This window comes from Microbacterium sp. CR_7, assembly GCF_041954755.1.
GTDB lineage: Bacteria > Actinomycetota > Actinomycetes > Actinomycetales > Microbacteriaceae > Microbacterium.
In genome coordinates this window covers 152,415-178,827 of record NZ_JAVAYF010000006.1, presented here as the reverse complement: position 1 = coordinate 178,827, position 26,413 = coordinate 152,415, and the positions used below count along the sequence as shown (strand labels likewise).

Here is a 26,413-nt window from a genome sequence, read left to right as displayed (position 1 = left end):
AAGTCAGCCGGTAGCCCCCGCTACTCTGAGCAGAATATCGCTAATCGCGTTTGTCCGCCATTTGGGGGACAAAGAAATGTACGAATGTTTCTTCCGGGTTTTGCGCTTCCGGTGAGAATCGCACCCGGGGTTGTCTTCGGGATCCGCGCTCCTAGAGTGGATCCATGGACAGAAGGCTCGTGCTGAACGCCCACCTCGCCGTCGAGCGGGGACATCGCCTGGATGTGATGGAGGCTGTGGACGAGGAGAACGGGCGCGCATCGGTGCTGCAGATCGTCGACCTCGACAGCGGCGTCCGCTACGTCCTGGAGGAGGCCACGCGCGGCGACGTCGTACGGTGGTCGGGGCGAGTGCTCGACTGCACGGTATCGATCAGCACGGTATCGATCAGCCGGGGGACGGTCGGCGGGGAGACGATCGGCGCCGAGGCGATCAGCGGGGGGACGGTCGGCGCCGGCTCGCGCACGGTGCTCGCGATCGACGTCGAGGGAGGCAGCGCAGGGGAGACGAACGCCCGCGCCGCGCTGCTCGGGGCCGATGCCGCGGTCGAGGCGGCCAAGGCCGAGGCCGACCGCTGGGGCGGGTCAGACGGAGTGCCCGAGCCGGAGACCGACCGCTTCTGGTGACCGGCCGCCGCGGGATCTCGACTCAGCGGAAGTCCCGCGAACGGTGCGCGACGCCTGTCCGCAGGTCTTCGAACGCGTCGGCGAGGATGTTGATCACCCCCTCCGGCGATCGCTCCAGGATGCCGCGGATGATGAGCGCCGGCGAATCCCGAGCGATCCGCCGATAGCGCGCCCACACGCCGGTCGAGCAGATGACGTTGACCAGGCCGCTCTCATCCTCGAGGTTCAGGAACGTGACGCCCGCCGCGGTCGCCGGTCGCTGCCGATGCGTGACGAGCCCCGCGACCTCGACCCGGCGGCCGGTCTCGTGCGATTGGAGGTCACGGGAGGTGAGCACGCCGCGCTCGGCCAGCGCCGCACGGAAGTGCGCCATCGGGTGATCGTCGGTCGAGACCCCGGTCGCCCAGAGGTCTGACGACAGCTGCTCGTAGCTCGACTGATCCGCGAACAGCGGCGGCTGTACCGAGACGACGGTGCCGGGCAGGAACCGCGATCGGTCCTCGGCCGCCGCTCCCGCGAGCCACATCGCCTCCCGCCGCTGCAGCCCCAGCGACTCGAACGCGCCCGCCGTCGCCAGAGCTTCCAGCTGCGCGGCGGTGGCATCGGTCCTCCGCACGAGGTCGTGCAGGTCGCGGTACCGCCCGTGCGCCTCGCGCTCCGCGACGATCCGTTCCGCCAGGGGGAGTCCGATGCCGCGGACGCCGCTGAGGCCGAGCCTGACCGCATACCCGCCGTCGCGCCGATGAGCCGCCGACTCGTCGGGCAGCGTGCGGTCGAAGCGAGGGGTGTCCGGCTGATCGGCCTCACGGCAGGAGTCGAGGCCCGTCGGAATCCGCTCCGTCGTCTCGGAGAGCGGCTCGAGGGAGTCGGTGGCCGCCGAGGCGTGCAGATCGGGCCGCCGGACCTCCACGCCGTGACGGCGCGCATCGGCCGTCAGGGTCGCGGGCGAGTAGAAGCCCATGGGTTGTGAGCGCAGGAGGCCGGCGAGGAACGCCGCGGGGTAGTGCAGCTTCAGCCAGGAGCTGGCATAGACCAGAAGCGCGAACGAGAGGGAGTGCGACTCCGCGAAGCCGAAGTTCGAGAACGCCTGGATCTGCGCGTAGATCCGGTCGGACTGATCCTTCGAGAGGCCGCGCCGCGTCATCCCGGCGTAGAGCTTGTCGCGCACCTTCTCGATCTTCTCGAGTCCGCGCTTGGAACCCATGGCGCGTCGCAGCAGATCGGCCTCGTCCGCCGTGCAGTCGCCGATCGCCGTGGCCATCTGGATCAGCTGCTCCTGGAAGATCGGGATGCCGAGGGTCCGCTCCAGGATCGGCTTCAGATCCTCATGCGGGTACGGGACCTCCAGCAGAACCGGCTCCTCGCCCCTGGCAGCGCGGGCGCGGTTCTCCTCGTCGAGGGCGTCCTTCGCCATCTTCCGGCGGACGAACGGATGCACGGCCCCGCCCTGGATGGGACCGGGGCGGATCAGTGCGATCTGGATCGCCAGGTCGTAGAAGCGGCGCGGCTGCAGGCGGGGGAGCAGACCGATCTGCGCTCGCGACTCCACCTGGAACACGCCGATCGAGTCGGCCCGGCAGAGCATGTCGTAGACGGCCGGTTCCTCCTTCGGCAGCGTCTCCAGCGTCCATTCCTCCCCGGTGGCGTCGCGGATCAGGTCGAAGCAGTGCTGCAGGGCGGCGAGCATGCCGAGGCCCAGCAGGTCGAACTTCACCAGTCCCATCCAGGCCGCGTCGTCCTTGTCCCACTGGATGACGGTGCGGTTCTCCATGCGGGCGTGCTCGACGGGGACGACCTCGCCCACCGGTCTCGCCGTGAGCACCATGCCGCCGGAGTGGATGCCGAGGTGCCGCGGCGCCTTCAGCAGCTCGCCCGCGTACTCCAGCACGTTCGCCGGGATGTCGTGCTCGTCGGCGACCTCCAGCCTCGTGCTCCAGCCATCGACCTGACGCGACCATGCGTCCTGCTGCCCCACGGAGTGCCCGAGCGCCCTGGCCATGTCGCGCACGGCGTTCTTGGGGCGGTACTGGATGACGTTCGCGACCTGCGCTGCGCGCTCCCGCCCGTACTCGCGGTACACCCACTGGATGATCTCCTCGCGGCGGTCGGAGTCGAAGTCCACGTCGATGTCGGGCTCCTCCGAGCGGGTGGTCGCGAGGAATCTCTCGAACGGAAGCCGGTAGAGGATGGGGTCGACCGCGGTGATCCCCAGGAGATAGCAGACGGCGCTCGCCGCGGCCGAGCCACGGCCCTGGCACAGGATGCCGCGACGCCGCGCCTCGGCCACGATGCCGTGCACGATGAGGAAGTAGCCGGGGAAGTCCTTCTCCTCGATGACGTCGAGCTCGCGGTGGATCCGCCGCCGGCCGTCGTCGTCCAGGCGGGGGTACTTCGTCGGCACCGCCTCCCACACGAGGTGCCGCAGCCAGGTCATGGGGGTGTGCCCCTCCGGCACCTCCTGCTTCGGGAGGGCCGGGCGCGCGCGTCGCAGCGGGAAGGCGGATGCCGCAGCGATCTCGAGCCCGGAGGAGATCGCCCCGGGATAGCGGCGGAACCGCGCTGCCATCTCGGCGCCGCTGCGCAGGTGAGCCCCGCCGTGTGCGGGCAGCCAGCCGTCGAGATCGTCCATGCTGCGCACAGCCCGGACCGCCGAGACCGCTTCGGCGAGGGCGGCCCTGTCGGGTGTCGCGTAGTGCACGTTGTTCGTCGCGACCACGGGCAGCCGCAGCCGACGGGCGAGGTCGGCGAGGGCGTCGTTGCGGCGGGTGTCCAGCGGGTCGCCGTGGTCGAAGAGCTCGACGACCACGCGGTCCCGACCGAAGAGGTCGACGAGCCGACGCAACGGGGTCATCGCGTCGCCGGCCTCGAGCCCTCGGCGGACAGCGCCCTTGCGGCATCCGGTGAGCACCGTCCAGTGCCCGGCGGCCGTCGCCGCGAGCTCGTCGATGTCGTAGACCGGCCGTCCTTTCTCGCCGCCCCGGAGGTGCGCTCCCGTCATCGATGCCGACAGGCGGTGGTACCCCTCGAGGCCGTCGGCGAGCACGAGCAGATGATCGCCGACCGGATCGGCCGCACCGCGCTGCGGCCCGTCGAGTCCGAGGGAGAGCTCGGCGCCGTACACGGTCTGCACCTGCACCTCCATCAGCTCTGCGACCTCGGCGAAGCGCGCCGCGCCGTAGAAGCCGTCGTGGTCGGTGAGGGCCAGCGCCGAGAGGCCGAGTCGTTCGGCCTCGGCGAGGAGGTCTTCCGGTGACGATGCCCCGTCGAGGAAGGAGTACGACGAATGCGCGTGCAGCTCGGCATAGGGCACGGGGTCGGTCGGACGGGTGACCGCTGTCGGCGGGTTCCGCTTCTTCCGGGTGCTGACCGGTCCGGGGTCGGGGCGGTCGAGGCGGGGCTCGGGGCCGCCGATCGGATACGGCGACTCCTCGCCGCTCAGGGTGCGTTCGAGCTCGCGCCAGGTCTGCGGAGGGTTGTGCCAGCCCATCAGCGATACCGCCCCTCGGCCCACCATCGGTCACCGGCCGAGAACACCAGCCACGCATGATCGTGGCCGTCGACGATCTGCAGTCGGTGCCCCCTCTTGCCGCCCGAGCTCTCCCACCGTCGCTCATGGATCGGCCAGGGGCCGGCCCAGGCGCGCACCTCGACGCCGTCGATCCGTGCGGGGACCGCGGAGAGTGCTCCCCGCTCATCGATCTGCACCGACTCTCCGTCCGGCGTCTGCACTCCGATGGGCCGAGGAGGACGGAAGACCTCGGCGGGGAGCGGGTCGGGAAGGCTCCCCGGCCAGGGCTGATCGGGGTCGCGCGGCGCGACGGATCGCTCACCCCACGGGGTCAGCACCTGCCGGTCGGCGAGCCAGCGCCCTCCCGAGAGCGCGGCCGTCACGACGCCCTGATGGCCCAGCATCGTCTGCACACGCGAGACGGCGTGGTGGAGGCGCTCGTCTGTGCCCGAGCCGAAGAGGCCCGGCTGGTGATGGGCGGCGTCGTCGACGGCCGTCGGCACGATGCGCACCATCGCGATGCCGCCGAAGGCCCGCGCCTCGTCGACCGGCTCCTTCGCCGAGTCGGCGGCCAGCGCCTCGAGCTGCCAGCGCACGCGGTCGACGAGATCCGCGGCGTCGAAGCAGGTCGGATGCAGCCAGCTGCGGGAGTACACGCGACCGTCGTCGTCGGTGAGATCGATGCGCACCTCCGTGCAGACCACAGAGGCGTCGGCCAGGGCGAGCATCACCGCATCCGAGGTCTGCCGCACCGCGAAGGCCACCTGGTCGGCACCCGCCAGCGGGGTCTCGAACTCGATGGAGCGCACGAGCTCCGGGTCGGGCGGTCGGGGCACGACCGCCCGGGAGTCGGCGCCGGCCGCGAGGGCGTGCAGTCGTGCTCCGCGCTCGCCGAAGCGGTCGCGCACCTCGATCGCGTCGAGCCGGGCGAACTCGCCGAGAGTGCGCACTCCGAGGCGGGTGAGCAGTCCGGTGAGCTGCTCGTCGCGCAGCACCCCGACGGGGAGCGGATGCAGGAACTCCTCGGCGCGCCCGGAGGGGACGACCGTGCAGGGCCCGGAACCGCGGGCGGCGAGTTCGGCGGTGAAGGGGCCGTCGGCGATCCCCACGCGCACCTCGGGATACCCCGCCTCGGCGAGGATGCGGATCAGAGCGTGACCGGCCTCCGGTTCGCCGTCGTGATAGCGGGAGATGCCCCGTGCCCGCAGCGCGGCGAGGCCGGGGCGCAGCAGGGCGGCACCCGGCGCGTGCTTCTCGATGAGCTGCAGCACGGGCAGGAACGCCCGCTCGTCCCGCGCCGGGTCGTGCGGGAGCACCCGCAGCGATGAGATGTGCCCCTGCGCGACGCGGCGGCGCTGGCCTGCGCGCACGCCGTGCTCTCGCGCCGACGCCGTGCAGGCGACCACCGTGTTCGCGTGAACGATCGCGGTGGGAGGATGCGGCGGCGCTCCGCCCAGGGCCGCCCGGAGCGGCCAGTCGGGGAACCAGAGGACCAGGACGCGGAGGGGAGCGGTCATCCGGCCACCGCCAGCGGGTACTCGGGCGGGCTCGCGTCGCCCTCGCGCAGGGTCGGCAGCGCGGTCAGCTCGGTGATCGTCTCGGCAGCAGCCTGCTCCGCGATCGCCTCGACGGCACCGTGGCTGCCCGGCAGTCGCACCCGCACGCTCGCACCCGTCGGGGTGTGCCTGGTGCGTGCCGTCACGGTCGCCGTCGATCCCTCGATCAGTCCCCAGCCCTCGCCGATGCCCTCCCACTGCTGGTCGTGCAGGCGGATGGCGCCCTCACTCTGCGGCCATGCCCCGAAGTGCTCGGACTCGGTGACCAGCAGCGTGCTGCCGCGGTCGCGCAGCCGGGCGCTCAGACGGGAGACATCGGCATCGCGGACCCGGCCTCCCGGTTGCACCGCGATCAGAGGAACGACCTCGGCGAGGGCGGAGGTGGCGGCGAGCCAGCGATCTCCGGGATCGGGGACGAGGATCAGCCGGGGCAGCTCGATCCCGAACGCCGAAGCCGCCTCGACGCCCAGTGTCGGCATGCCGACCACGGCGCACCAGAGACCGCGTCGCGAAGCGGCGCTGAGCAGAGCGAGCACGAGGCTGGGGGAGGGGGACACCGTGTATGCGGCACCCGCCTGCAGACCCTGATCGGGGAGCAGCGGGGCGAGGGCCTCGTCGATCGGGAGCAGGGGGAGGTCGCTGCGGCGGCGCTGCATGCGGCTGATCTCCCGGCGCAGCCGGAGCACCTCTCCGGCGCGGGAGTCGCCCGCCGGAGAGATCGTCGACACCGCATCGAACCCCATGCATCCATCCTCGAAGCTATGTACGAATAAATCAACTGGATCAGATGACGATAGTTCGAACCTCCGACATCCCTTCGCGAACGGTCATGTCGGACACTCTGGCTACGCTGAGGCCCATGCAGATCGAGTTCGAGAGCTCCGTCACCCGCTGGGAGAAGCGCGTCGACGACTGGTTCTTCGCCACCATGCCGGAGGAGATCTCGCTCGAGATCCGCGAGCTTCCCGCCCCACAACGGGGATTCGGATCCCTGCGTGTGCGGGCACGCATCGGCGCATCCCTCTGGACCACCTCGATCTTCTTCGACGGGGCCGCGTTCGTGCTCCCGCTCAAGAAGGCGATCCGCGACGCGCAGGGCATCACCGAGGGTGACGTGGTGCTCGTCGACCTCGACATCATCGATCTCTGACCAGCCGGGTTATCCACACCCGACGGCGCACGGCATCCGGGCATTCCCTAGCCTTCCCGGATGGATCCGCGTCCCGTGCTCATCGTCCTCGTGCATCTCGGCCTCGTCGTCGTCGCCGCCCGGCTCGTGGTGATCGACCTCCGCATCCACCGACTGCCCGATCGGATCGTGCTCCCGACCCTCGGCGTGCTACTCCTCCTCGCCGTCGTCGACGCGGCGCTCACGCATGACACGGCCCCGCTGATCCGAGGCGGGGCGGGGCTCCTGATCCTCGGCGGCTTCTACGCGCTGCTGCGCCTGATCAGCCGCGACGGCATGGGCGGGGGAGACGTCAAGCTCGCCGCCGCGATCGGCCTGGTGCTCGGCTGGCACGGCTGGCAGGAGCTCGTCGTCGGTGCGGCGGCCGCCTTCGTGCTCGGGGCCCTCTTCGCCTGCGGACTGATGCTCCTCCGCCGCGCGAACGGAGCCACCCGCATCGCCTTCGGGCCGTGGATGATCGCGGGCGCGGTGCTCGGTCTCGCCGTGGGCTGAGAACGGAACCGAGGCGGCGGGGCTAGGGTGAGGACATGGCACTCGCACGACTTCACGGAGGCCCGCTCGACGGGCAGATCATCCCTCTCGACGACGACGCGGACGACAAGCTGATCGTCCCCTACAGCGAGACGCAGGTGGTGTACAACCGCCGCGGAGACGCACAGAACACGGGTGAGTCCGACGGCCCCACCGAACTGGACTACTGGTTCGACGAGTCCCTCGAGGAACTCAACCCCGCGGATGACTGACGCGATCGACCCCGCCGAGCCGTCGCGCGTCGTCGAGGTCGAGCGTAAGTACGACGTCGATCCGGGAACGCCGCTGCCCGACTGGCGCGGCCTCCCCGGCGTCGATGCGGTGTCCGAGGGCGAGGCGCGCGAGCTCGACGCCCGCTACCTGGACACGGCAAATGCCGCGCTGTCGCGTTCCGGTGTGGCGCTCCGCCGCCGCACCGGCGGCCCCGACGCCGGCTGGCACATCAAGGGTCCTCGTGAGGGTGACGGACGTCTCGAGATGGGATGGCCGCTCGGAGACGACGACTCCGTGCCGCCGGCGATCGTCGACGCGCTCGCGCGCTGGACCACCGACGAGCTGTCGCCGCTCGCACGCATCGAGAACCGACGCACCGCGTACCTGCTCACCGGGCCGCACGGCGTGGTCGCCGAGTTCGTCGACGACCACGTCAGAGCCACGGACCTGCGTCAGGACGTGCGGCGCGAATGGCGCGAGTGGGAGCTCGAACTCGGGCCGGCGGCGCCGACCGGGACTGACGCCCGCAAAGCCTTCTTCGCAGCAGCGGAGGAGGCGATCTCCGCCGCGGGTGGGCGCGCAGCGGCATCCGACTCCAAGCTCGCCAGAGCACTCGGGTTCTGAGGGAGCGCAACCCCCTTCCTGCGCCGGGGCGGCTCGTGCTTGAGTGACAGCATGAGCCGTCCCGCTGTACTCCGATCGCTGCACACGATCGTCCCCGACACCGTCCTCCGGCAGAACGAGGTGCGCGACGTGTTCGCGTCGCAACCCGACGTCGGCCGTCTCGGCCAGCGCCTCATCGGAGCATCGTTCAACGGGTCGGGCATCGACACGCGCCACACGGTCATCGACGAGCTGTCGCTCACCGCCCACACCGATGATCCGACGTTCTTCGACCGCGAGTCGGGACTGCTGCTCGCGCCGGGCACCAAGACGCGCAACGAGTTCTACGTGCAGCAGGCCACCCCGCTCTTCATCGCGGCGGCCCGAGGTGCACTCGATGCCGCCCCCGACGTGCAGGCCGCGGACGTGACCCACGTCATCACGGTCTCCTGCACGGGTTTCCACGCCCCGGGGCCGGAGTACGAGATCGTCCGGGCCCTGGGGTTGCACGACAGCGTGCAGCGCTACCACCTGGGCTTCATGGGGTGCTATGCCGCGATGCCCGCGCTGAAGGCGGCGAGCCAGTTCTGCGCCGCCGATCCCGACGCCGTGGTGCTCGTGGTCAGCGTCGAGCTGTGCACACTGCATCTGCGGTCGTCGGAGGACCCCGACCTCATCGTGGCCTGCTCGCTCTTCGCCGACGGCGCAGCAGCCGGCATCGTGACGGCTCGCGATCTCCCCGCGGGAGAGCGCGGCGTCGTGCTCGACGGCTTCCACACCGCGATCGCCGAAGAGGGCGAGAAGGACATGGCGTGGACCATCGGCGACAGCGGCTTCGAGATGATCCTCTCGACGGCCGTGCCGCAGATCATCGGCGAGACGATCATCGGCGCCATCCGCCCCCTCTACGGCCGCGACGAGGACCTTGCCGACGCGTTCGACCAGGGCCGCATCGGCGATCGCGTCGAGCACTGGGCCGTCCACCCCGGCGGGCGCAGCATCCTCGATCGCGTCCAGGACCGGCTGCACCTCAGCGACGAGCAGATGATGCCGGCACGCGAGACGCTGCGCGAGAAGGGCAACATGTCGAGTGCGACCATCCTCTTCGTGATCAAGCGCATCCTCGACGAGGGTGCGCGGAACGGGTCGCGCGTGGCGGCGATGGCCTTCGGCCCTGGGCTCACCGCGGAGAGCGCGCTGATGACCGTCGTCGCGCCTGACGCCGCATGAGGCACGATCTCTCCGTCCGCGACGAGCGGGTGCGCGAGCTCATGGACGAGACGGACGCCGATCTCGGGATGCTGGAGCGCACCTACGAGCGGTTCGGACTGGTGAACGCACTCGTCTCCCGACCGGGGCTGCTCTACCGCAGAGACGTCCGCCCCCGGGCGCGGCGCGGACCCGTGCGCATCCTCGACATCGGCGCCGGGGGCGCCGATGCGTGCCGTCTGCTCGCGGCCCGTCTGCGGCGCGACGGACTCACCGGCTCGATCACGGCACTCGATGCGGACGTGCGGGCGATCGACTGGGCAGCTCGGCACGACGACGGCGCAGGCATCGAGTACCGGCACGCCCTGTCGTCCGATCTCGTCGCCGAAGGAGCGACGTTCGACGTGATCTTCTCCAACCACGTGCTGCATCACCTCGGTGACGCCGAGCTGCAGGGCATCCTCGACGACTCCCAGCGTCTCCTCGCGCCGGGCGGAATCGCCGTGCACCGAGACATCGCCCGCAGCTCGACGGCCTACGCGCTGTTCGCTTCGGTGACCTGGCCGTTCGCCGGAAGCCTCTTCCGGGGCTCATTCATCCGCGAGGACGGCCTGATCAGCATCCGTCGCTCGTACACGTCGCGAGAGCTCGCCGCAGTCGTCCCGGACGGATGGCGGGTGGTCGCAGGACTCCCGGCCCGGCTCGAGGCGAGGTGGGAGGCAGTCGGTGCCCGCCCATGAGGTGATGGTCGTCGGAGGCGGCCCGGTCGGCCTGCTCTTCGCCACTCTGCTCGTGCAGCAGGGCATCGACGCGGTCGTCTACGAGCGGCGAGGCGAGACGGACGACAGGACGAGGGCGATCGGCATCCACCCGCCCGGTCTCGACGCTCTCGACGCGGCGGGTGTCGGCGCAGCGGTGCGGTCGGAGGCTCTGTCCCTCGACGGAGGCGAGGTGCGCAGTCGAGGCCGTGTGCTCGCCGCCCTGAGCTTCGACGCTGACAGACCCGTGCACGTCCTCGCCCAGCCGCGCACGGACGACCTGCTGCGCACGAGACTGCGAGAGCTGTCTCCCGAGACGCTGAGGACCGCTCGCACGGTGCGGTCGCTGCGCGACGACGGTCGAGAGGTCACCGCGCAGGTCGAGGGTGCGGACGGAGCGCGCGAGGTCACGGCGGCGCTGGCCGTCGTCGCCGACGGCGTGCACAGCGGCCTCCGCCGAGCGCTGGGAGCGGGCTGGAGACGGATGCCGGGATCGGCGCCGTACGCGATGCTCGATGCCGACGATCCCGAGCCCGATCGGGTCGCCGTGCTGCACTGCGAACCGGAGGGGCTGGTGGAGTCGTTCCCCCTGCCCGGAGGACGCCGCCGCTGGGTGCTGCGTCAGGACCGCCCTGCGGCGATCGATGCGGAGCAGTTCCGCGCACGGATCGTGCAGCGCACCGGCATCCGCCTGTCGATCGATCCGGGGACGAAGCCCGCGCGGTTCCTGGCCGCGCAGCATATCGCCGAACGGTTCGCACACGGACGGATCGCCCTCCTGGGCGACGCGGCTCGCGAGATCAGCCCCATCGGAGGGCAGGGGATGAACCTCGGGTGGACGGATGCCGTCGCCCTCGCCGACGCCGTGGGGCGGTCGGCCCGGCGTCGTCCCGATCTCGAGCGCTATGCGCGGGCCGCCCGGCGGTCGGCACGGCGCGCGCAGCGCCGGTCGGCCTTCTACATGTCGATGGGCGCTCCGGCCGTCGGAACACGTCTCGTCGCCCGCGAGGCGCTGATGTCGGCGCTCGGCACACGTCCGGTCCGCGGCTGGACGGCCGGGCTGATCACCATGCGCGGTCTGTGACCGGACGCACGAAGGCCCGGCCCCGCGTGAGCGGGCCGGGCCTTCGAGACGTCGCGATCAGAAGTTGATCATGTGACCAGCGAGGCCGTGGAAGCCCTCCTGCAGAGCCTCGGACAGCGTCGGGTGCGTGTGCACGTTACGAGCGAGCTCGAGCGCCGTGAGGTCCCACTTCTGCGCGAGCGTGAGCTCGGGCAGAAGCTCCGACACGTCGGGGCCGATCATGTGCGCGCCGATGAGCTCGAGGTGCTCGGCGTCGGCGATCAGCTTGACGAAGCCGACGGGCTCACCGAGGCCGTGCGCCTTGCCGTTCGCCATGAACGGGAAGGTGGCGACCTTGATCTCGCGGCCCTCGTCCTTGGCCTGCTGCTCGGTGAGGCCGAACGACGCGACCTGCGGCGAGCAGAACGTCGCCCGCGGCATCATGCGGTAATCGCCGAGGGTCTGGGTCTCGGCCTTGCCGATGGTCTCGGCCGCGACCACGCCCTGGGCCTCTGCGACGTGGGCGAGCTGCAGCTTCATCGTCACGTCGCCGATGGCGTAGATGCCCTCGACGTTGGTGCGCATGTGGTCGTCGATGTCGATCGCGCCGCGCTCGGTGAGCTTGACACCAGTCTTGTCGAGTCCGAAGCCCTCGACGTTGGGCGCGAAGCCGACCGACATGAGCACCTTGTCGGCCTCGATCGACGACTGCTGGCCGTCCTTGCCCGTGTACGTGACCGTGACGGACGATCCGTTGTCGACGACGCTCTCGACCTTGGTGGAGGTGAGGATGTCGACGCCGTAGTTCTTGTACTGCTTGGCGATCTCCTTCGACACGTCCGCGTCCTCGTTGGGCAGGGCGCGGTCGAGGAACTCGATGATCGTGACCTTCACGCCGTAGTTCGTCATGACGTAGGCGAACTCCATGCCGATGGCGCCGGCGCCCACGATGACGATGGACTTCGGGAGCTCGCGGCTGAGGATCTGCTCCTCGTAGGTCACGACGTTGTCGCTGAGCTGCACGCCGGGGAGCAGACGGACCTTCGAGCCGGTGGCGATGATCACATTGTCGAACGTGACCTCTTCGGTCGTGCCGTCGGACTTGGCGACCGAGATGGCCTTCGGGCCCGTGAACGTGCCGCGGCCGTCGTACTCGGTGACCTTGTTCTTCTTCATCAGGAAGTGGATGCCCTTGACGCGGCCGTCCGCGACGACGCGGCTGCGGTCGAAGGCCTTGCCGTAGTCGATCGTGAACTCACCCGAGATGCCGAAGAAGTCGGCCTTGTGGTTCAGCGTGTGCGCGAGCTCCGCGTTCTTGAGGAGAGCCTTCGAGGGGATGCAGCCGACGTTGAGGCAGACACCGCCCCAGTACTTCTCTTCGATGATGGCCGTGGAGAGGCCGAGCTGCGCGCTGCGGACGGCGGCGACGTATCCACCAGGACCGGCACCGAGGATGACGACATCGTAGTGAGGCATGGATCCAGCCTATCGCTCCGACGGGGCGTCGGAATCGGGATCGGACGGGTCTGCGGCGGCGGTCCCGGCGTCGCGGGCGCGGCCCTTCAGGGCGACAGCGACGACACCCGCGACGGCGGCGGCGAGCACACCGGCGATCGCGAGGAGCCAGATCCACGTGGTGGCCGATGACCCGTCCTCCGCGGACTCCGACGGCTGCGGTGTCGGCGTCGCGGCCGGAGCAACCGTCGCCTCCGCTGACGCGGTCGCCTCGGGTGTCGAGGTCGGTTCGGCGGTGGGCGCCGCGACCGTGCTGTTCGCGACCGTGAAGTCGAACTCGCCCGAGGTGGGGTGGCCGTCGCTCGAGACGATCTTCCAGATCACGTGATAGGCGCCCGCTGCCGCCTCGGAGACCAGCGGCTGGGTGACGATCGCGCCGTCCACGCTGGCGTCACCGTCGGTGACCGACGCGCCCGAGGCGTCGGTCACGACCACCTCCGTCGCGCCCTCGCCGTCGATGAGCTTGGCGCTGAAGGTCAGCGTCAGCTCAGCGGGCAGCGTATCGACGGTGCTGTCGGCCTCCGGGGACGAGCCGAGGATGCTGTCGTGCGCCGACGCCGAGAGCGGCGCCGCGAACAGCAGGAACGCCGTGAGCAGCGCGGCGGCCAGGGCGACGGGGACGAGGGGACGGCGGTGGGCGACGGTTTTCACACTCATCAGCCTAGAAGCCCCCGATATACGACCGCTGAGTGGTGATCGGCCCTCCCGCGAGCACCCGCCGATCAGTTAGTCTGGACGACGAGGAGGGCACAGTGACAGACAGCGACAGCCGACCGGCCCGAGACGCCGCGATCCACCGTTCCGGCGAGCAGCGGCACGACGTGACGCAGACGTTCGGCCACGATTCAGACCTCTCGTTCGTGCCGTTCGGCGTGGAGTTGACCGACGTCGAGCAGAGCGCCATCGCGGCCCTCCCCGCGGGTTCGGCGCTCCTCCTCGTCCGCTCGGGCGCGCTCGCAGGAGCCCGATACCTCCTCGACACCGACGTCACCACCGTCGGGCGCCACCCCGAGGCCGACATCTTCTTCGATGACGTGACGGTGTCGCGTCGTCACGCCGAGATCACCCGCAACGGGTCGACCTTCGAGATCATCGATCAGCGCTCGCTCAACGGCACGTACGTCAACGGCGAGCGGGTCGACCGCAGCGTCCTCGTCGACGGCTCGGAGCTGCGCGTCGGCAAGTTCCGGCTGAACTTCTTCGTCTCCCCGGCCGATCGCCCAGCGGCGAACGCCTGATGGCGGCGTCCCCCGCCCGTGAACGCTCGGCGTCCGCGGGCCTTCTGAGCATCGGTCAGGTGCTCGCGAGGCTCACGCCCGAGTTCCCCGACCTCACTTCGAGCAAGCTGCGCTTCCTCGAGGTGCAGGGCATCGTCACCCCTTCTCGGACCGAGTCGGGATACCGCAAATTCTCGCAGGCCGACATCGAGCGTCTTCGGCTCGGCCTCACGCTCCAGCGCGACCACTACCTCCCGCTCAGCGTGATCCGTGAGCAGCTCGACGAGGCGGAGGCCGGTGGGGATGCCGCGTTGAGCGCCCCTCCGTCGATCGCCCCGACCCCGCGGCGGTACCGCCGCGACGAGCTGCTGTCTGCCGCAGGAGCGGGGCCGCAGCTGCTCAACGACGCGATCAGCACCGGGGTCGTCACCGCGCAGGAGACGTATCCCGAGTCGACGGTGACGCTGTTGCGCGGCCTCGTCGCTCTCGACCGGCACGGCATCGAACCGCGCCACCTCCGGTCGCTGCGGCAGAGCGCCGACCGCGAAGTGGCGCTCATCGAGTCGGCCCTGTCGGCGCTGCTGCGCCGGACGGACGCCGCCTCGCGCGGCAAGGCGGGGGAGATGGCGCCGAGCCTCGCCGCCCAGATCGACGAGGTGCGCTCGCACTTCGTGAAGGAAGCGATCGCGAAACTGCTTTCGTAACGAACTGATTGCGACACACCTTCGGGGTGCCACGGATGTCGTTGCCGCTGCCGGGGGCCTGCTCTACCGTGGAGGTAACGGCTCCAGAGAGGAATTCAGATGAATGCGGACGAGCGTGCAGACGACCCGCGGTTCGTGACCGAACTCCTCTTCACCGACGGTCTTCCGGCGATGGACGACGAGGTCGGCTACCGCGGCGCGGTCGCCGCCCGTGCCGCCGGCATCACCTACCGTCAGCTCGACTACTGGGCCCGCACCGAGCTCGTGGAGCCCACCGTGCGGGGCGCGAGCGGCTCCGGCTCGCAGCGCCTCTACGGGTTCCGCGACATCCTCGTGCTCAAGCTCGTGAAGAGCCTGCTCGACACCGGCATCTCCCTGCAGCAGATCCGCACGGCCGTCGATGAACTGCGCCGAGCGGGCATCCGCGATCTCGCCGGGACCACCCTCATGAGCGACGGCGCGTCGGTCTACCTGTGCACGTCGAACGACGAGGTCATCGACCTCGTGAGTCGCGGCCAGGGGGTCTTCGGCATCGCCGTCGGCAAGGTGCTGCGCGAGGTGGAGTCGACGCTGGTCGAGTTCGACCCGACGGCGCCGGACCCCGTCGACGAGCTCAGCGCCCGTCGCGCCAAGCGCTCGGCCTGACTCGCTCGGAACCGCGTCGCCATACGGAGAACGCCCGCTCGATGAGCGGGCGTTTCGCGTATGCGCTGACTCCTGGCCGCCGCGGATCAGCCCTGCGCGCCGGACTCCGAGACGGGGATGCGGCCGGTGCGGATGATGCGGTCGAGCAGCGAGTCGAAATCCGCGGCGAGCTCCTGCGCGGAATCGCCGGGCCAGATGTGCAGCGGCTTCGCCGCGCCCTGCGCCTGCTGCAGGGACGTGCGCTCCGGCAGCTGCGGCGAGAGGACGAGCGGGCCGAACATGTCGCGCAGCTCCTTGATGCGGAACTGGTGCTCGATCGACTGCGGGCGCACGCGGTTCACGACGATGCCGAGCGGCTGCAGGCGAGGGGAGAGGCCGCGGCGGATCTCCTCGATCGCGCGCAGAGCCCGGTCGGCCGCGGCGACGGAGAACAGCCCCGGCTCGGTGACGACCATGACGCGGTCGCTGGCCGCCCACGCCGTGCGGGTGAGGGCGTTCAGCGACGGCGCGCAGTCGATGAGCACGAGGTCGTAGTCGGCCTCGACGGCGGCCAGCGCCTCCTCGAGCTTCCACACGTCGCGGACGCTCGGGTGGGGGCCGTCGAAGTTGATGGCCGAGGGGCTGCCGATGAGCACGTCGATGGTGCCGGGGTGCACCTTGGCCCAGCCGCTGGAGGTGATCGCCTGACGGACGACCTTCTCCTTGGGGTTGGCGAGGACGTCGGCGATGTTGAGCCGACCGGCCACCTGGATGTCCATTCCGGTGGACACATCCGACTGGGGGTCGAGGTCGACGACGAGAGTGCGGACACCGCGGGCGAAGGCCGCTGAGGCCAGTCCGAGTGTCACGGTCGTCTTGCCGACGCCTCCTTTGAGAGAGCTGACGCTGAGTACGTGCACGGACTCCACGTTACCTTCCCCTAGGCTGGGTGCACACTCAGCCCCGCCCCATGCGCGCCGATCACGTCGCGCATCGAGCTCTCAGAGGTGTGCATGTTCCAGAAGATCCTGGTGGCGAACCGCGGCGAGATCGCGATCCGTGCCTTCCGTGCGGCAGTCGAGGTCGGAGCGAGGACGGTGGCCGTCTTCCCGCACGAGGACCGGGGCTCGGTCCATCGGCTGAAGGCCGACGAGGCCTACGAGATCGGTGAGCGGGGGCATCCGGTCCGGGCGTACCTCGACGTCGACGAGATCATCCGCGTCGCCAGGGAGGCGGGCGCCGACGCCATCTACCCCGGTTACGGCTTCCTGTCGGAGAACCCCGATCTCGCCGAGAAGGCCGCGGCGAACGGCATCGCGTTCATCGGCCCGCCTGCAGCCGTGCTCGAGATGGCCGGCAACAAAGTCGAGGCCAAACGGCACGCGGTCGAGGCCGGAGTGCCCGTACTGCGGTCTACCGAGGCCTCCGACGACGTCGACGCGCTCGTCGCGCAGGCCGAGGAGATCGGGTTCCCCCTCTTCGCGAAGGCTGTCGCCGGCGGCGGCGGTCGAGGAATGCGACGCGTCGAGTCCGCAGCGGAGCTCGCGCCGGCGCTGGCCGAGGCGATGCGGGAGGCGCAGAGCGCGTTCGGCGACCCGCGGATGTTCCTCGAACAGGCCGTGGTGAGGCCGCGGCACATCGAGGTGCAGATTCTCGCCGACAAGACCGGAGAGACCGTCCACCTGTTCGAGCGCGACTGCTCGGTGCAGCGCCGGCACCAGAAGGTCGTCGAGATCGCGCCCGCCCCGAACCTCGACGACGACGTGCGCACCGCGCTGCACGGCTACGCGGTCGCCTTCGCCCGGTCGATCGGGTACGAGAACGCCGGCACCGTCGAGTTCCTGCTCGAGACGGCGGGGGAGCGCGCCGGCGAGGTGGTCTTCATCGAGATGAACCCCCGCATCCAGGTCGAGCACACGGTCACCGAGGAGGTGACCGACGTCGACCTCGTGCAGAGCCAGATGCGCATCGCGGCAGGCCAGAGCCTGGCCGACCTCGGCCTGCGGCAGCCCGACCTGCACCTGCGCGGGGCCGCGCTGCAGTGCCGCATCACGACGGAGGACCCGACTCAAGGCTTCCGGCCGGACACGGGCAAGATCACCACCTACCGCTCGCCGGGCGGTGCCGGCATCCGTCTCGACGGCGGCACGGTGCATCAGGGCGCTCAGATCAGCCCGCACTTCGACTCGATGCTCGCCAAGCTGACCTGCCGCGGGCGCGACTTCCCCGCGGCGGTCGCCAGGGCGCGTCGCGCTCTTGCCGAGTTCCGCATCCGCGGCGTCTCGACGAACATCCCCTTCCTGCAGGCTCTGCTCGACGACGACGCGTTCGTCGCGGGGGATGTCAGCACGTCGTTCATCGACGAGCGCCCGGAGCTGCTGCGCGGCCGCGCCTCGAAGGACCGCGGCACGAAGATCCTGAACTGGCTCGTCGACGTCACCGTCAACAAGCCGCACGGTGCGCATCCCGGCGTGATCGATCCGCGCGCCAAACTCCCGACGATCGACCTCTCGACGGAGCCGGTCGCCGGTTCCCGTCAGCGACTGCTCGAGCTCGGTCCCGAGGGATTCGCGCGCAGCCTGCGCGAGCAGAGCGCTCTCGCGATCACCGACACCACGTTCCGCGATGCGCACCAGTCGCTGCTCGCCACGCGCGTCCGCACCCGAGACCTGGCCGCCGCCGCGCCCTACGTGGCACGCCTGACTCCGGGACTCCTCTCGGTCGAGGCCTGGGGAGGGGCGACCTACGACGTCGCGCTGCGCTTCCTCGGCGAGGACCCGTGGGAGCGCCTCGACAAGCTCCGGGCCGCATTGCCGAACATCGCCATCCAGATGCTGCTGCGAGGGCGCAACACGGTCGGGTACACGCCGTACCCTGAAGCCGTCACCGACGCATTCGTGCAGGAGGCCGCCGCGAGCGGCATCGACATCTTCCGCATCTTCGACGCACTGAACGACGTCGATCAGATGCGTCCGGCGATCGACGCGGTCCGCGGCACGGGCACGGCGGTGGCGGAGGTCGCGCTGTGCTACACGGGTGACCTGCTGAACCCCGCCGAGAACCTCTACACGCTCGACTACTACCTGCGCCTCGCGGAGCAGATCGTCGACGCCGGCGCGCACATCATCGCCATCAAGGACATGGCCGGTCTCCTCCGGCCGGCGGCCGCAGCGAAGCTCGTCACGGCACTCCGGGAGCGCTTCGACCAGCCCGTGCACCTGCACACCCACGACACTCCCGGCGGACAGCTCGCGACGCTGCTCGCCGCGAGCGCCGCGGGCGTGGATGCTGTGGACGCGGCATCCGCTCCGCTCTCCGGCACCACGAGTCAGCCCTCGCTGTCGTCGCTCGTCGCAGCGCTCGCCCACACCGAGCGGGACAGCGGCATCGAGCTCGCGGGAGTCTCGGACCTCGAGCCGTACTGGGAGGCGGTGCGCCGCCAGTACGCGCCGTTCGAGTCCGGCCTCCCCGGACCCACGGGGCGCGTGTACCACCACGAGATCCCCGGCGGTCAGCTCTCGAACCTCCGCCAGCAGGCCAAGGCGCTCGGCCTCGCCGACGACTTCGAGCTCATCGAGGACATGTACGCGGCGGCCGACCGCATCCTCGGCCGCGTGCCGAAGGTGACGCCGTCGTCGAAGGTGGTCGGCGACCTCGCCCTGCACCTCGCCGCCGTGAAGGCCGACCCGGCGGACTTCGAGGCGAACCCCGAGAAGTACGACGTGCCCGACTCGGTCGTCGGCTTCATGGCGGGCGAACTCGGCGATCTGCCTGGCGGATGGCCCGAGCCCTTCCGCTCGAAGGTGCTGGCCGGGCGGTCGGTCCGCACCGGCCTGACCGACATCTCCGCGGACGACGAGCGCGCTCTCGCCGGGGACAGCGCGGAGCGGCGTGAACGCCTCAACACGCTGCTCTTCCCCGCTCCGACCCGGGAGTTCGCGCAGACGCGCGACCAGTTCGGCGACCTGTCGGTGCTCGACACGGGTGACTACCTCTACGGCCTCGTTCAGGGGCAGGAGCACCTGGTCGAGATCGACCGCGGCGTGCAGCTGTACGTGGGGCTCGAAGCGATCGGCGACGCCGACGAGCGCGGCATCCGCACCGTCATGACCACGCTCAACGGTCAACTGCGCCCGGTGTTCGTGCGCGATCGATCCGTGGCGGTCGACGCGCACGAGGTCGAGAAGGCCGACACCTCGGTGCCCGGTCAGGTGGCTGCTCCGTTCTCCGGCGTCGTCACCCTCAAGACGGAGGTCGGAGCGTCGGTGGCGGCCGGGGAACCGGTCGCGTCGATCGAGGCGATGAAGATGGAGGCAGCCATCACCGCCCCCGTCGCGGGCGTCGTCGAGCGCCTCGCCATCGGCGTGACGCAGCAGGTCGACGCGGGAGACCTTTTGGTCGTCATCCGTCCGGCGCACTAATCTTGTGCGGGCGAGGGCCGCGCTCGATGCAGCGCTCCCGAGGCCCGACCGAGCTTGGAGTGACGACGTGACCCCGAAGAACGTGGCAGAGCCGCCGGACGACGAATCCCGCGGTGTGCTCGACGACGCCGCATCCCTGGACACCACGGGGATCGGCATCCTCGGGCACACGGCCCAGGTGAGCGTGCAGTTGCCGAAGGATGAGGACGACGCGCTCGAGGATGACGGCGTCGTCGAGGGCGAGGTCGTCGCCGACCTCATCCTCGACGAACCCGTCGCCGCCGCGAAGGCGGCTGCCGAGATCTCCGAGGTGTCTCTCTCCACACCGATGATCATCGAGCTGCCCGCGGAGCAGGTGGACGCGAGGCCGGCTGCGGCGGAGGTGGAAGAGGACGCCGCGTCGGAGGACGAGGCGGAATCCGACGTCGCGGACGAGGAACTTCCCGTCATCGACGCCGACGAGGTGGTCGTCGAGCAGGACTCCTCCGTCGAACCGGAGGCTGACGTCGACAGCGACCGTCTGGATGACGAGATCATCGAGACCGAAGAGATCGCCGCGGCCGAGGTCGCGGAGTCCGACGGGATCGCGGAGTCCGACGAAGCCGGCGAGGCGGACGAGGCGGCGGATGTCGGGGAAGAGTCGGAGTCGGAGTCGGAGGCGATCCTCGAGCGTGAGAGGGCGGCCGAGGCCGCGCCGGATGTCGTCGCCGTGTCTGACCGCGTCCACGACGGCAGCCTCCCTGAGCAGACGACACCTGAGCAGACGAAGCCCGCGCACACGGAGCCCGAGCAGACGGAGGATGCCGCGCCCGCAGTGCCGGCCGCGGCATCCGCGCCCGTCACCGAGTCCGACCACGAGGCGGAGGCGGCGGCTGCGGCGGCATTCGTCGCGCGAGCCCGCGCCGATCTCGACACCCGCACGCGCACCCGCGCGAGCGATGCCGTGCGACCGAAGGAGGATGCCGTGGTGGAGGAGCGCGAGAAGCCGGTCCCGACCCGTCACGCGGCGCGCGCCTCGCGAGCCGAGGTGCAGCTGACGGCCAAGCGCCTCGACGATCTCAGCGACACCTCGCGCGAGAGCGCCGACCTGCTCACGGCCGACCGGCTGCTCGATCCGCACCGCGTCACGAAGCCCGAGCCCGAGGGCGCCTGGAGTCACTTCCTGTACACGATCTCCGGACGGCGCATCAACATCGGCGACGGTCGACGCGCGCGCGAGCGCAAGGCGCTCACGACGCGCATCGCGGCGCCCTTGTCGGGTGGTGCGCGATTCGTGCCCGTGTTGTCGCGCAAGGGCGGCGTGGGCAAGACGACCCTGACGACGCTGCTCGGCATGGCGCTCGCCGACGCCAGGGACGACCGGGTGATCGCCGTCGACGCCAACCCCGACCGCGGCACGCTGGCCGACCGCGTGGTTCGTCCGCAGCACAACCGATCCGTGCGAGACCTCGTGCGCATCCACGACGAGATCAAGGGGTATCACGACATCTCGGCGGTCGTCTCCCGCGATGCGACCCGCCTCGACGTGCTGGCGTCCGACTCCGACCCCCGCATCGCGGAGGCCTTCAGCGACAGCGACTACCGTGATGTCGCGGAGGTCGCCGCGCACTACTACTCGCTCGTGCTCACCGACACGGGCACGGGGATCGTGCACTCCGTGATGGCAGCGACGCTCGACCTCGCCGATCAGTTCGTCATCGTGTCCGGGCTCAGCGTCGATGAGGCGCGACTCGCGTCAGAGACGCTGACCTGGCTCGAGACGAACGGCTATGCCGAGCAGGCGAGGGACGCCGTCGTCGTGCTCAACCAGTCGCACCCCGGTGCTCCACTGGTGCGTCTCGACGAGCTCGAGAACCACTTCCGCACGCGGGCGAAGCACGTCGTGCGGATGCCGTACGACGCGCAGATCGCCGGCGGCGGCCCGATCGTCTTCGCGAACCTCCAGCCCGAGACGAGGAAGGCGGCGCGGGAGATCGCGGCGCTGCTCGTCGAAGGGCTCCGAGCGAAGGCGGCCTGATGACGGTTCGTGAGATCCGCGTGTTCGGCGACCCGGTGCTCCGCACGGTGTGCGCCCCGATCGAGCAGATCGACGACGGCGTGCGAGCGCTCGTCGCCGACCTCGTCGACACGGTCGAGCTGCCTGGTCGCGCCGGTGTGGCCGCGCCGCAGATCGGTGTCGCGCTGCGCGCGTTCAGCTACAACATCGACGGCGACATCGGATACGTCATCAATCCCGTGCTGACCGAGGTCCGCGGCGAGCCGGTGCCGACGGGGGAGGGCTGCCTGTCGGTGCCCGGTCTCTGGCATGACGCGCTGCGCCACCCGTGGGCGCGGGTCGAGGGGATCGACCTCGATGGCGAGCCGGTGGTGCTCGAGGGTGAAGGGCTGCTCGCCCAGGCGCTCCAGCACGAGACCGACCACCTCGACGGCACGCTCTACCTCTCCCGGCTCGACGCCGACACCCGCAAGCGCGCGATGCGCGAGGTGCGCGAGAGCTCCTGGTTCTGACACCTGTCGAGCCACCCCCCTCACGAACGAACCCGCCCCTTGCGGTCAGCACGCAGGGGGCGGGTTCGAGCGGAAGGGGGTGGTTCGGCGGATCAGCCGCCGATCGCGACGTTGGTGGTCGACACGGGCTCGTCGTAGATCGCGGCGATCTCGTCGGCGAAGTCGTTCATGATCACGTTGCGCTTGATCGACAGCTTCGGCGTCAGGTGGCCCGACGCCTCCGTCCACTCGCTCTCGAGGATCGTGAACTTGCGGATCGACTCCGCCCGCGAGACGCGGGTGTTCGCGGCATCCACCGCGCTCTGCACCTCTGCGCGGACCGCCGCGTTCTTCGCGGCCTCGGCGAGGGGCATGTCCTTATCGAGGCCGTTGTTGGCGAGCCAGGTCGGCAGCATCTCGGGGTCGAGGGTGATGAGCGCCGAGATGAACGGGCGCTGATCCCCGACGACGACGACCTGGCCGATGATCGGGTTCGCGCGGATCGGGTCCTCGAGCGCGGCGGGGGCGACGTTCTTGCCGCCGGCCGTGACGATGATCTCCTTCTTGCGACCCGTGATGGTCAGGAATCCCTCGGAGTCGAAACTGCCGATATCGCCGGTGCGGAACCAGCCGCCGTCGCTGAAGGCCTCTGCCGTGGCCTCGGGGTTGTTCCAGTACTCGCGGAAGACGTTGATGCCGCGCACCTCGATCTCGCCGTCGTCGGCGAGACGCACGCCGACGCCGGGCAGGGCGGGACCGACCGTGCCGATCTTCGACTTGTCGGCCAGATTCACGGTCGCCGGGGCGGTGGTCTCGGTGAGGCCGTACCCCTCGAGGATGACGACGCCGAGGCTGTGGAAGAAGTGGCCGAGGCGCGAGCCGAGCGGTGCGGATCCCGATACGGCGTAGACGACCCGTCCGCCCATGGCCTCACGCAGCTTGCCGTAGACGAGCTTGTTGAACAGGGCGAACTTCAGACGCATGCCGAACGGGATGCTCTTACCCTGCTCCAGCAGTTTCGAGTGCTCGATCGCGACATCGGCGGCGGCGCGGAAGATCTTGCCCTTGCCCCCTGCCTCGGCCTTCTGCTCGGCGGAGTTGTAGACCTTCTCGAAGACACGCGGAACCGCGAGGAGGAACGTCGGCTTGAACGAGCCGAGCGCCGGGAGGAGCTGACGCGTATCGGGCTGGTGCCCGGTGCGGACACCCGCGTGGACGTTGAGGATCGAGATGAAGCGCGCGAAGACGTGCGCGGTCGTGATGAACAGCAGGGTGGACGACCCGGGCGTCTGCACGACCTCGTCGAGAGCCTTGGCGGAGTTGCGGGCGAGCTCGACGAAGTTGCTGTGGGTGAGAACGCACCCCTTCGGGCGCCCCGTGGAGCCCGAGGTGTAGATGAGGGTCGCGATGTCGGAGCCGACGGCGATGCTGCGCAGCCGCTCGATCTCCTCGTCGGCGACGGATGCGCCCTGCGCGGTGAGCGTGTCGATCGCCCCCAGGTGCAGCTGCCAGACCTCGCGCAGCAACGGAAGGTCGCCGCGCACCTCGTCCACGCGTGCGAAGTGCTCGGGCGACTCGACGAGAAGAGCGATGGCACCGGAGTCTTCGAGGATCCACTGGATCTGCGCGGGGGAGCTGGTCTCGTAGATCGGAACCATCACCGCGCCTGCGTAGAACAGGGCGAAGTCGACCAGCGACCACTCGTAGGTGGTGCGGGCGAGGAAGCCCACCTTCTCGCCGGGCTGGATGCCGGCCGCGACGAAGCCCTTGGCCAGCGCGATCACCGCGGACTGGAAGTCGGATGCGGAGATGTCGCGCCATCCGCCGTTCTCCGGGACCGCGAAGAGTGCACGGTCGGGGGTGGCCTTGACGCGCTCGACCAGCAGATCTGAGATGTTCGCGTCGGGGTCGGCGGGGACGACGGCGGGGACTTCAAACTGGACCACGGCAGCTCCTTCGGTACCGGTCGGGCACGGGGTTGCTCCCGAGTCTAGGGCATGGAACCCGGTCGCACGAAGGGTGGAACTCAGTCGCCTCCGAACGCTCGCGAGAGCCCCACGCTGGCGCAGCGGGCGCGCGGCGCTAGACTTCACATCGATGTTCTACTGGCTGATGAAGTACGTCGTGATCGGCCCCGTGGTCAAGGCGGTGTTCCGCCCCTGGATCGTGGGGCGCGGCAACGTGCCCCGCTCCGGAGCGGCGATCCTCGCCAGCAACCATCTGTCGTTCGCGGACTCGATCTTCCTGCCCCTCATGATCGACAGATCGATGTCGTTCCTCGCCAAGAGCGACTACTTCACCGGCCGCGGCCTCAAGGGCTGGGCGACCAAGTTCTTCATGAAGGCGACCGGTCAGATCCCGATCGACCGTTCAGGGGGAAAAGCCTCCGAGGCCTCGCTCAACACCGGTCTGCAGGTGCTCGGGGGAGGCGACCTCCTCGGCATCTACCCGGAGGGGACGCGCAGCCCCGACGGCAAGCTGTACCGCGGCCGCACGGGCCTCGCCCGTATGGCGCTCGAGGCCAAGGTGCCCGTCATCCCCGTCATCATGGTCGACACGGACACGGCGATGCCGATCGGACAGCGTCTGCCGCGCGTCGTGCGGGTCGGCATCGTCATCGGGGAACCCCTCGACTTCTCACGCTACGCGGGGATGGAGAACGACAGATACATCCTCCGGTCCGTCACGGACGAGATCATGGTCGCCCTGCAGAGGCTCGGCGAACAGGAGTACGACGACGTCTACGCGTCGACCGTGAAAGACCGTCTGCCGGCGCGCGTCACACGGCGGTCCTGAGGCATCTGCGCCGCCTCGCGCCCAGTAGGCTGGGAGCCATGCTCCAGCACCACATCGACGCGCTCGACGCGTGGCGTTCGCTCCCGATCAAGCAGCAGCCTCAGTGGCCAGACGCCGAGCGCGTGGCCGAGGTCTCCGCTCAGATCGCTGCGCTACCGCCCCTGGTGTTCGCCGGCGAGGTAGACAACCTCCGCGATCGGCTCGCGCGCGCCGCCTCCGGGCAGGCCTTCCTGCTCCAGGGCGGGGATTGCGCCGAGACGTTCGCCGGCGCCACCGCCGACCAGATCCGCAACCGCATCAAGACGGTCCTGCAGATGGCGGTCGTGCTGACGTATGGCGCCTCGATGCCGATCGTGAAGATGGGCCGCATGGCAGGGCAGTTCGCCAAGCCCCGCTCCAGCGACACCGAGACCCGCGGCGACGTCACTCTGCCCGCGTACCGCGGCGATATCGTCAACGGCTACGACTTCACCGAAGGGTCCCGCCAGGCCGACCCGGGCCGCCTGCTTCAGGGCTACCACACGGCTGCGTCGACCCTGAACCTGATCCGCGCCTTCACACAGGGTGGCTTCGCCGACCTGCGCGAGGTGCACTCCTGGAACAAGGGCTTCGCACAGAACCCCGCCAACCAGCGCTACGAGCGCATGGCTGCCGAGATCGACCGCGCCATCAAGTTCATGGAGGCCGCGGGCGCCGACTTCGACGAGCTCAAGCGCGTCGAGTTCTTCACCGGCCACGAAGGCCTGCTGATGGACTACGAACGTCCGATGACCCGGATCGACTCGCGCACGGACACCCCGTTCAACACGTCGGCCCACTTCCTCTGGATCGGTGAGCGCACCCGCGAACTCGACGGGGCGCACGTCGACTACTTCTCGAAGATCCGCAACCCCATCGGTGTGAAGCTCGGCCCCACGACCACGCCCGAGACGGCGCTCGCGCTCATCGACAAGCTCGACCCGAACCGCGAGCCCGGCCGGCTGACGTTCATCACGCGCATGGGCGCGGGCAAGATCCGCGACGCGCTGCCGCCGCTGCTCGAGGCCGTCCGTGATTCCGGGGCTCAGCCGCTCTGGGTCACCGACCCCATGCACGGCAACGGCATCACGACCCCCACCGGCTACAAGACCCGTCGATTCGACGACGTGGTCGACGAGGTCCGCGGCTTCTTCGAGGCGCACCGCGCGGTGGGTACGTTCCCCGGTGGCATCCACGTCGAGCTCACGGGCGACGACGTCACCGAGTGCCTCGGCGGCTCAGAGCAGATCGACGAGGCCGCTCTCGCCACCCGCTACGAGAGCCTCTGCGACCCGCGTCTCAACCACATGCAGTCGCTCGAGCTGGCGTTCCTCGTCGCAGAAGAGCTCGAGAAGCGCTGACGGCAGCATCCACA

At 70.0% G+C, this 26,413-nt stretch carries 23 protein-coding genes; 16 read left to right on the top strand and 7 right to left on the bottom strand.

What is annotated here, in order from left to right; genetic code table 11:
* Window positions 1–164 precede the first annotated feature (164 nt).
* The gene (locus RAC81_RS14670) at window positions 165–626 is read left to right on the top strand and encodes a hypothetical protein (RefSeq protein WP_375083044.1); all 462 of its coding nucleotides are present in this window, start codon (window positions 165–167) and stop codon (window positions 624–626) included.
* 22 nt (window positions 627–648) lie between these two features.
* Here RAC81_RS14670 and RAC81_RS14665 read toward each other — a convergent pair whose 3' ends face one another.
* Genes RAC81_RS14665 through RAC81_RS14655 form a run of 3 tightly spaced genes read right to left on the bottom strand, consistent with a single transcriptional unit; the run spans window position 649 to window position 6,433 of the window.
* Complete coding sequence (locus tag RAC81_RS14665; RefSeq protein ID WP_375083043.1) at window positions 649–4,113, bottom strand: error-prone DNA polymerase; 3,465 nt, start codon at window positions 4,111–4,113, stop codon at window positions 649–651.
* Complete coding sequence (locus RAC81_RS14660; RefSeq protein ID WP_375083042.1) at window positions 4,113–5,651, bottom strand: DNA polymerase Y family protein; 1,539 nt, start codon at window positions 5,649–5,651, stop codon at window positions 4,113–4,115. Before RAC81_RS14660 ends, RAC81_RS14665 begins: the two co-directional genes overlap by 1 nt.
* Window positions 5,648–6,433 carry a hypothetical protein gene (locus RAC81_RS14655; protein WP_375083041.1) on the bottom strand — a complete coding sequence of 262 codons (786 nt, stop codon included), beginning with the start codon at window positions 6,431–6,433 and terminating at the stop codon, window positions 5,648–5,650. Before RAC81_RS14655 ends, RAC81_RS14660 begins: the two co-directional genes overlap by 4 nt.
* A 116-nt stretch (window positions 6,434–6,549) precedes the next feature.
* Between RAC81_RS14655 and RAC81_RS14650 the strand changes: the two genes are divergently transcribed.
* The 7 genes from RAC81_RS14650 to RAC81_RS14620 are packed head-to-tail and all read left to right on the top strand — an operon-like array spanning window position 6,550 to window position 11,277.
* A complete protein-coding gene (locus RAC81_RS14650; RefSeq protein ID WP_375083040.1) occupies window positions 6,550–6,840 on the top strand; it encodes a DUF1905 domain-containing protein in 291 nt (96 codons plus the stop codon).
* A 60-nt stretch (window positions 6,841–6,900) separates the two neighbouring features.
* Window positions 6,901–7,371, top strand: a complete 471-nt coding sequence (locus RAC81_RS14645; RefSeq protein ID WP_375083039.1) for a prepilin peptidase — start codon at window positions 6,901–6,903, stop codon at window positions 7,369–7,371.
* A 35-nt stretch (window positions 7,372–7,406) separates the two neighbouring features.
* Entirely contained in the window at window positions 7,407–7,622 is a 216-nt protein-coding gene (locus RAC81_RS14640) for a response regulator (RefSeq protein WP_375083038.1), read from the top strand.
* Window positions 7,615–8,247, top strand: coding sequence for a CYTH domain-containing protein (locus RAC81_RS14635; RefSeq protein WP_375083037.1), 633 nt, complete (start codon window positions 7,615–7,617; stop codon window positions 8,245–8,247). Before RAC81_RS14640 ends, RAC81_RS14635 begins: the two co-directional genes overlap by 8 nt.
* A 51-nt stretch (window positions 8,248–8,298) precedes the next feature.
* Window positions 8,299–9,456, top strand: coding sequence for a type III polyketide synthase (locus RAC81_RS14630; protein ID WP_375083036.1), 1,158 nt, complete (start codon window positions 8,299–8,301; stop codon window positions 9,454–9,456).
* Window positions 9,453–10,175 (top strand): methyltransferase domain-containing protein, encoded by a 723-nt coding sequence (locus RAC81_RS14625; RefSeq protein ID WP_375083035.1) that lies wholly within the window; start codon window positions 9,453–9,455, stop codon window positions 10,173–10,175. The genes RAC81_RS14630 and RAC81_RS14625 overlap by 4 nt, the downstream gene beginning before the upstream one ends.
* The gene (locus RAC81_RS14620; RefSeq protein WP_375083034.1) at window positions 10,162–11,277 is read left to right on the top strand and encodes an FAD-dependent oxidoreductase; all 1,116 of its coding nucleotides are present in this window, start codon (window positions 10,162–10,164) and stop codon (window positions 11,275–11,277) included. Before RAC81_RS14625 ends, RAC81_RS14620 begins: the two co-directional genes overlap by 14 nt.
* 57 nt (window positions 11,278–11,334) lie before the next feature.
* Here RAC81_RS14620 and lpdA read toward each other — a convergent pair whose 3' ends face one another.
* Entirely contained in the window at window positions 11,335–12,732 is a 1,398-nt protein-coding gene (lpdA, locus tag RAC81_RS14615) for a dihydrolipoyl dehydrogenase (protein ID WP_375083033.1), read from the bottom strand.
* A gap of 9 nt (window positions 12,733–12,741) precedes the next feature.
* Window positions 12,742–13,428 carry a copper resistance protein CopC gene (locus tag RAC81_RS14610; protein WP_375083032.1) on the bottom strand — a complete coding sequence of 229 codons (687 nt, stop codon included), beginning with the start codon at window positions 13,426–13,428 and terminating at the stop codon, window positions 12,742–12,744.
* Between the two features lie 95 nt (window positions 13,429–13,523).
* Here RAC81_RS14610 and RAC81_RS14605 point away from each other — a divergent pair, with 95 nt between their 5' ends.
* The 3 genes from RAC81_RS14605 to RAC81_RS14595 all read left to right on the top strand — a co-directional run bounded on the left by RAC81_RS14605 (window position 13,524) and on the right by RAC81_RS14595 (window position 15,337).
* The gene (locus RAC81_RS14605; protein WP_375083031.1) at window positions 13,524–14,009 is read left to right on the top strand and encodes an FHA domain-containing protein; all 486 of its coding nucleotides are present in this window, start codon (window positions 13,524–13,526) and stop codon (window positions 14,007–14,009) included.
* Window positions 14,009–14,692 (top strand): MerR family transcriptional regulator, encoded by a 684-nt coding sequence (locus RAC81_RS14600; RefSeq protein WP_375083030.1) that lies wholly within the window; start codon window positions 14,009–14,011, stop codon window positions 14,690–14,692. The genes RAC81_RS14605 and RAC81_RS14600 overlap by 1 nt, the downstream gene beginning before the upstream one ends.
* 99 nt (window positions 14,693–14,791) lie before the next feature.
* The gene (locus RAC81_RS14595) at window positions 14,792–15,337 is read left to right on the top strand and encodes a MerR family transcriptional regulator (protein WP_096715689.1); all 546 of its coding nucleotides are present in this window, start codon (window positions 14,792–14,794) and stop codon (window positions 15,335–15,337) included.
* 86 nt (window positions 15,338–15,423) lie between these two features.
* Here RAC81_RS14595 and RAC81_RS14590 read toward each other — a convergent pair whose 3' ends face one another.
* Entirely contained in the window at window positions 15,424–16,236 is an 813-nt protein-coding gene (locus tag RAC81_RS14590; RefSeq protein ID WP_375083029.1) for a ParA family protein, read from the bottom strand.
* 93 nt (window positions 16,237–16,329) lie between these two features.
* On the opposite strand from RAC81_RS14590, the gene RAC81_RS14585 reads away from it, so the two are divergent.
* The 3 genes from RAC81_RS14585 to def all read left to right on the top strand — a co-directional run bounded on the left by RAC81_RS14585 (window position 16,330) and on the right by def (window position 22,245).
* Window positions 16,330–19,737, top strand: a complete 3,408-nt coding sequence (locus RAC81_RS14585; RefSeq protein ID WP_375083028.1) for a pyruvate carboxylase — start codon at window positions 16,330–16,332, stop codon at window positions 19,735–19,737.
* Between the two features lie 67 nt (window positions 19,738–19,804).
* A complete protein-coding gene (locus RAC81_RS14580) occupies window positions 19,805–21,754 on the top strand; it encodes a MinD/ParA family protein (RefSeq protein WP_375083027.1) in 1,950 nt (649 codons plus the stop codon).
* Window positions 21,754–22,245 (top strand): peptide deformylase, encoded by a 492-nt coding sequence (def, locus tag RAC81_RS14575; protein ID WP_375083026.1) that lies wholly within the window; start codon window positions 21,754–21,756, stop codon window positions 22,243–22,245. The genes RAC81_RS14580 and def overlap by 1 nt, the downstream gene beginning before the upstream one ends.
* A 92-nt stretch (window positions 22,246–22,337) precedes the next feature.
* On the opposite strand, the gene RAC81_RS14570 is transcribed toward def, so the two are convergent.
* Window positions 22,338–24,170, bottom strand: a complete 1,833-nt coding sequence (locus RAC81_RS14570) for an AMP-dependent synthetase/ligase (protein WP_375083025.1) — start codon at window positions 24,168–24,170, stop codon at window positions 22,338–22,340.
* Window positions 24,171–24,321: 151 nt separating this feature from the next.
* Between RAC81_RS14570 and RAC81_RS14565 the strand changes: the two genes are divergently transcribed.
* Both RAC81_RS14565 and RAC81_RS14560 read left to right on the top strand, forming a co-directional pair.
* Window positions 24,322–25,020: a lysophospholipid acyltransferase family protein gene (locus RAC81_RS14565; protein WP_375083024.1), complete on the top strand. Its 699-nt coding sequence runs from the start codon at window positions 24,322–24,324 to the stop codon at window positions 25,018–25,020.
* Between the two features lie 38 nt (window positions 25,021–25,058).
* Window positions 25,059–26,399, top strand: a complete 1,341-nt coding sequence (locus tag RAC81_RS14560; protein ID WP_251588837.1) for a class II 3-deoxy-7-phosphoheptulonate synthase — start codon at window positions 25,059–25,061, stop codon at window positions 26,397–26,399.
* Window positions 26,400–26,413: the final 14 nt, after the last annotated feature.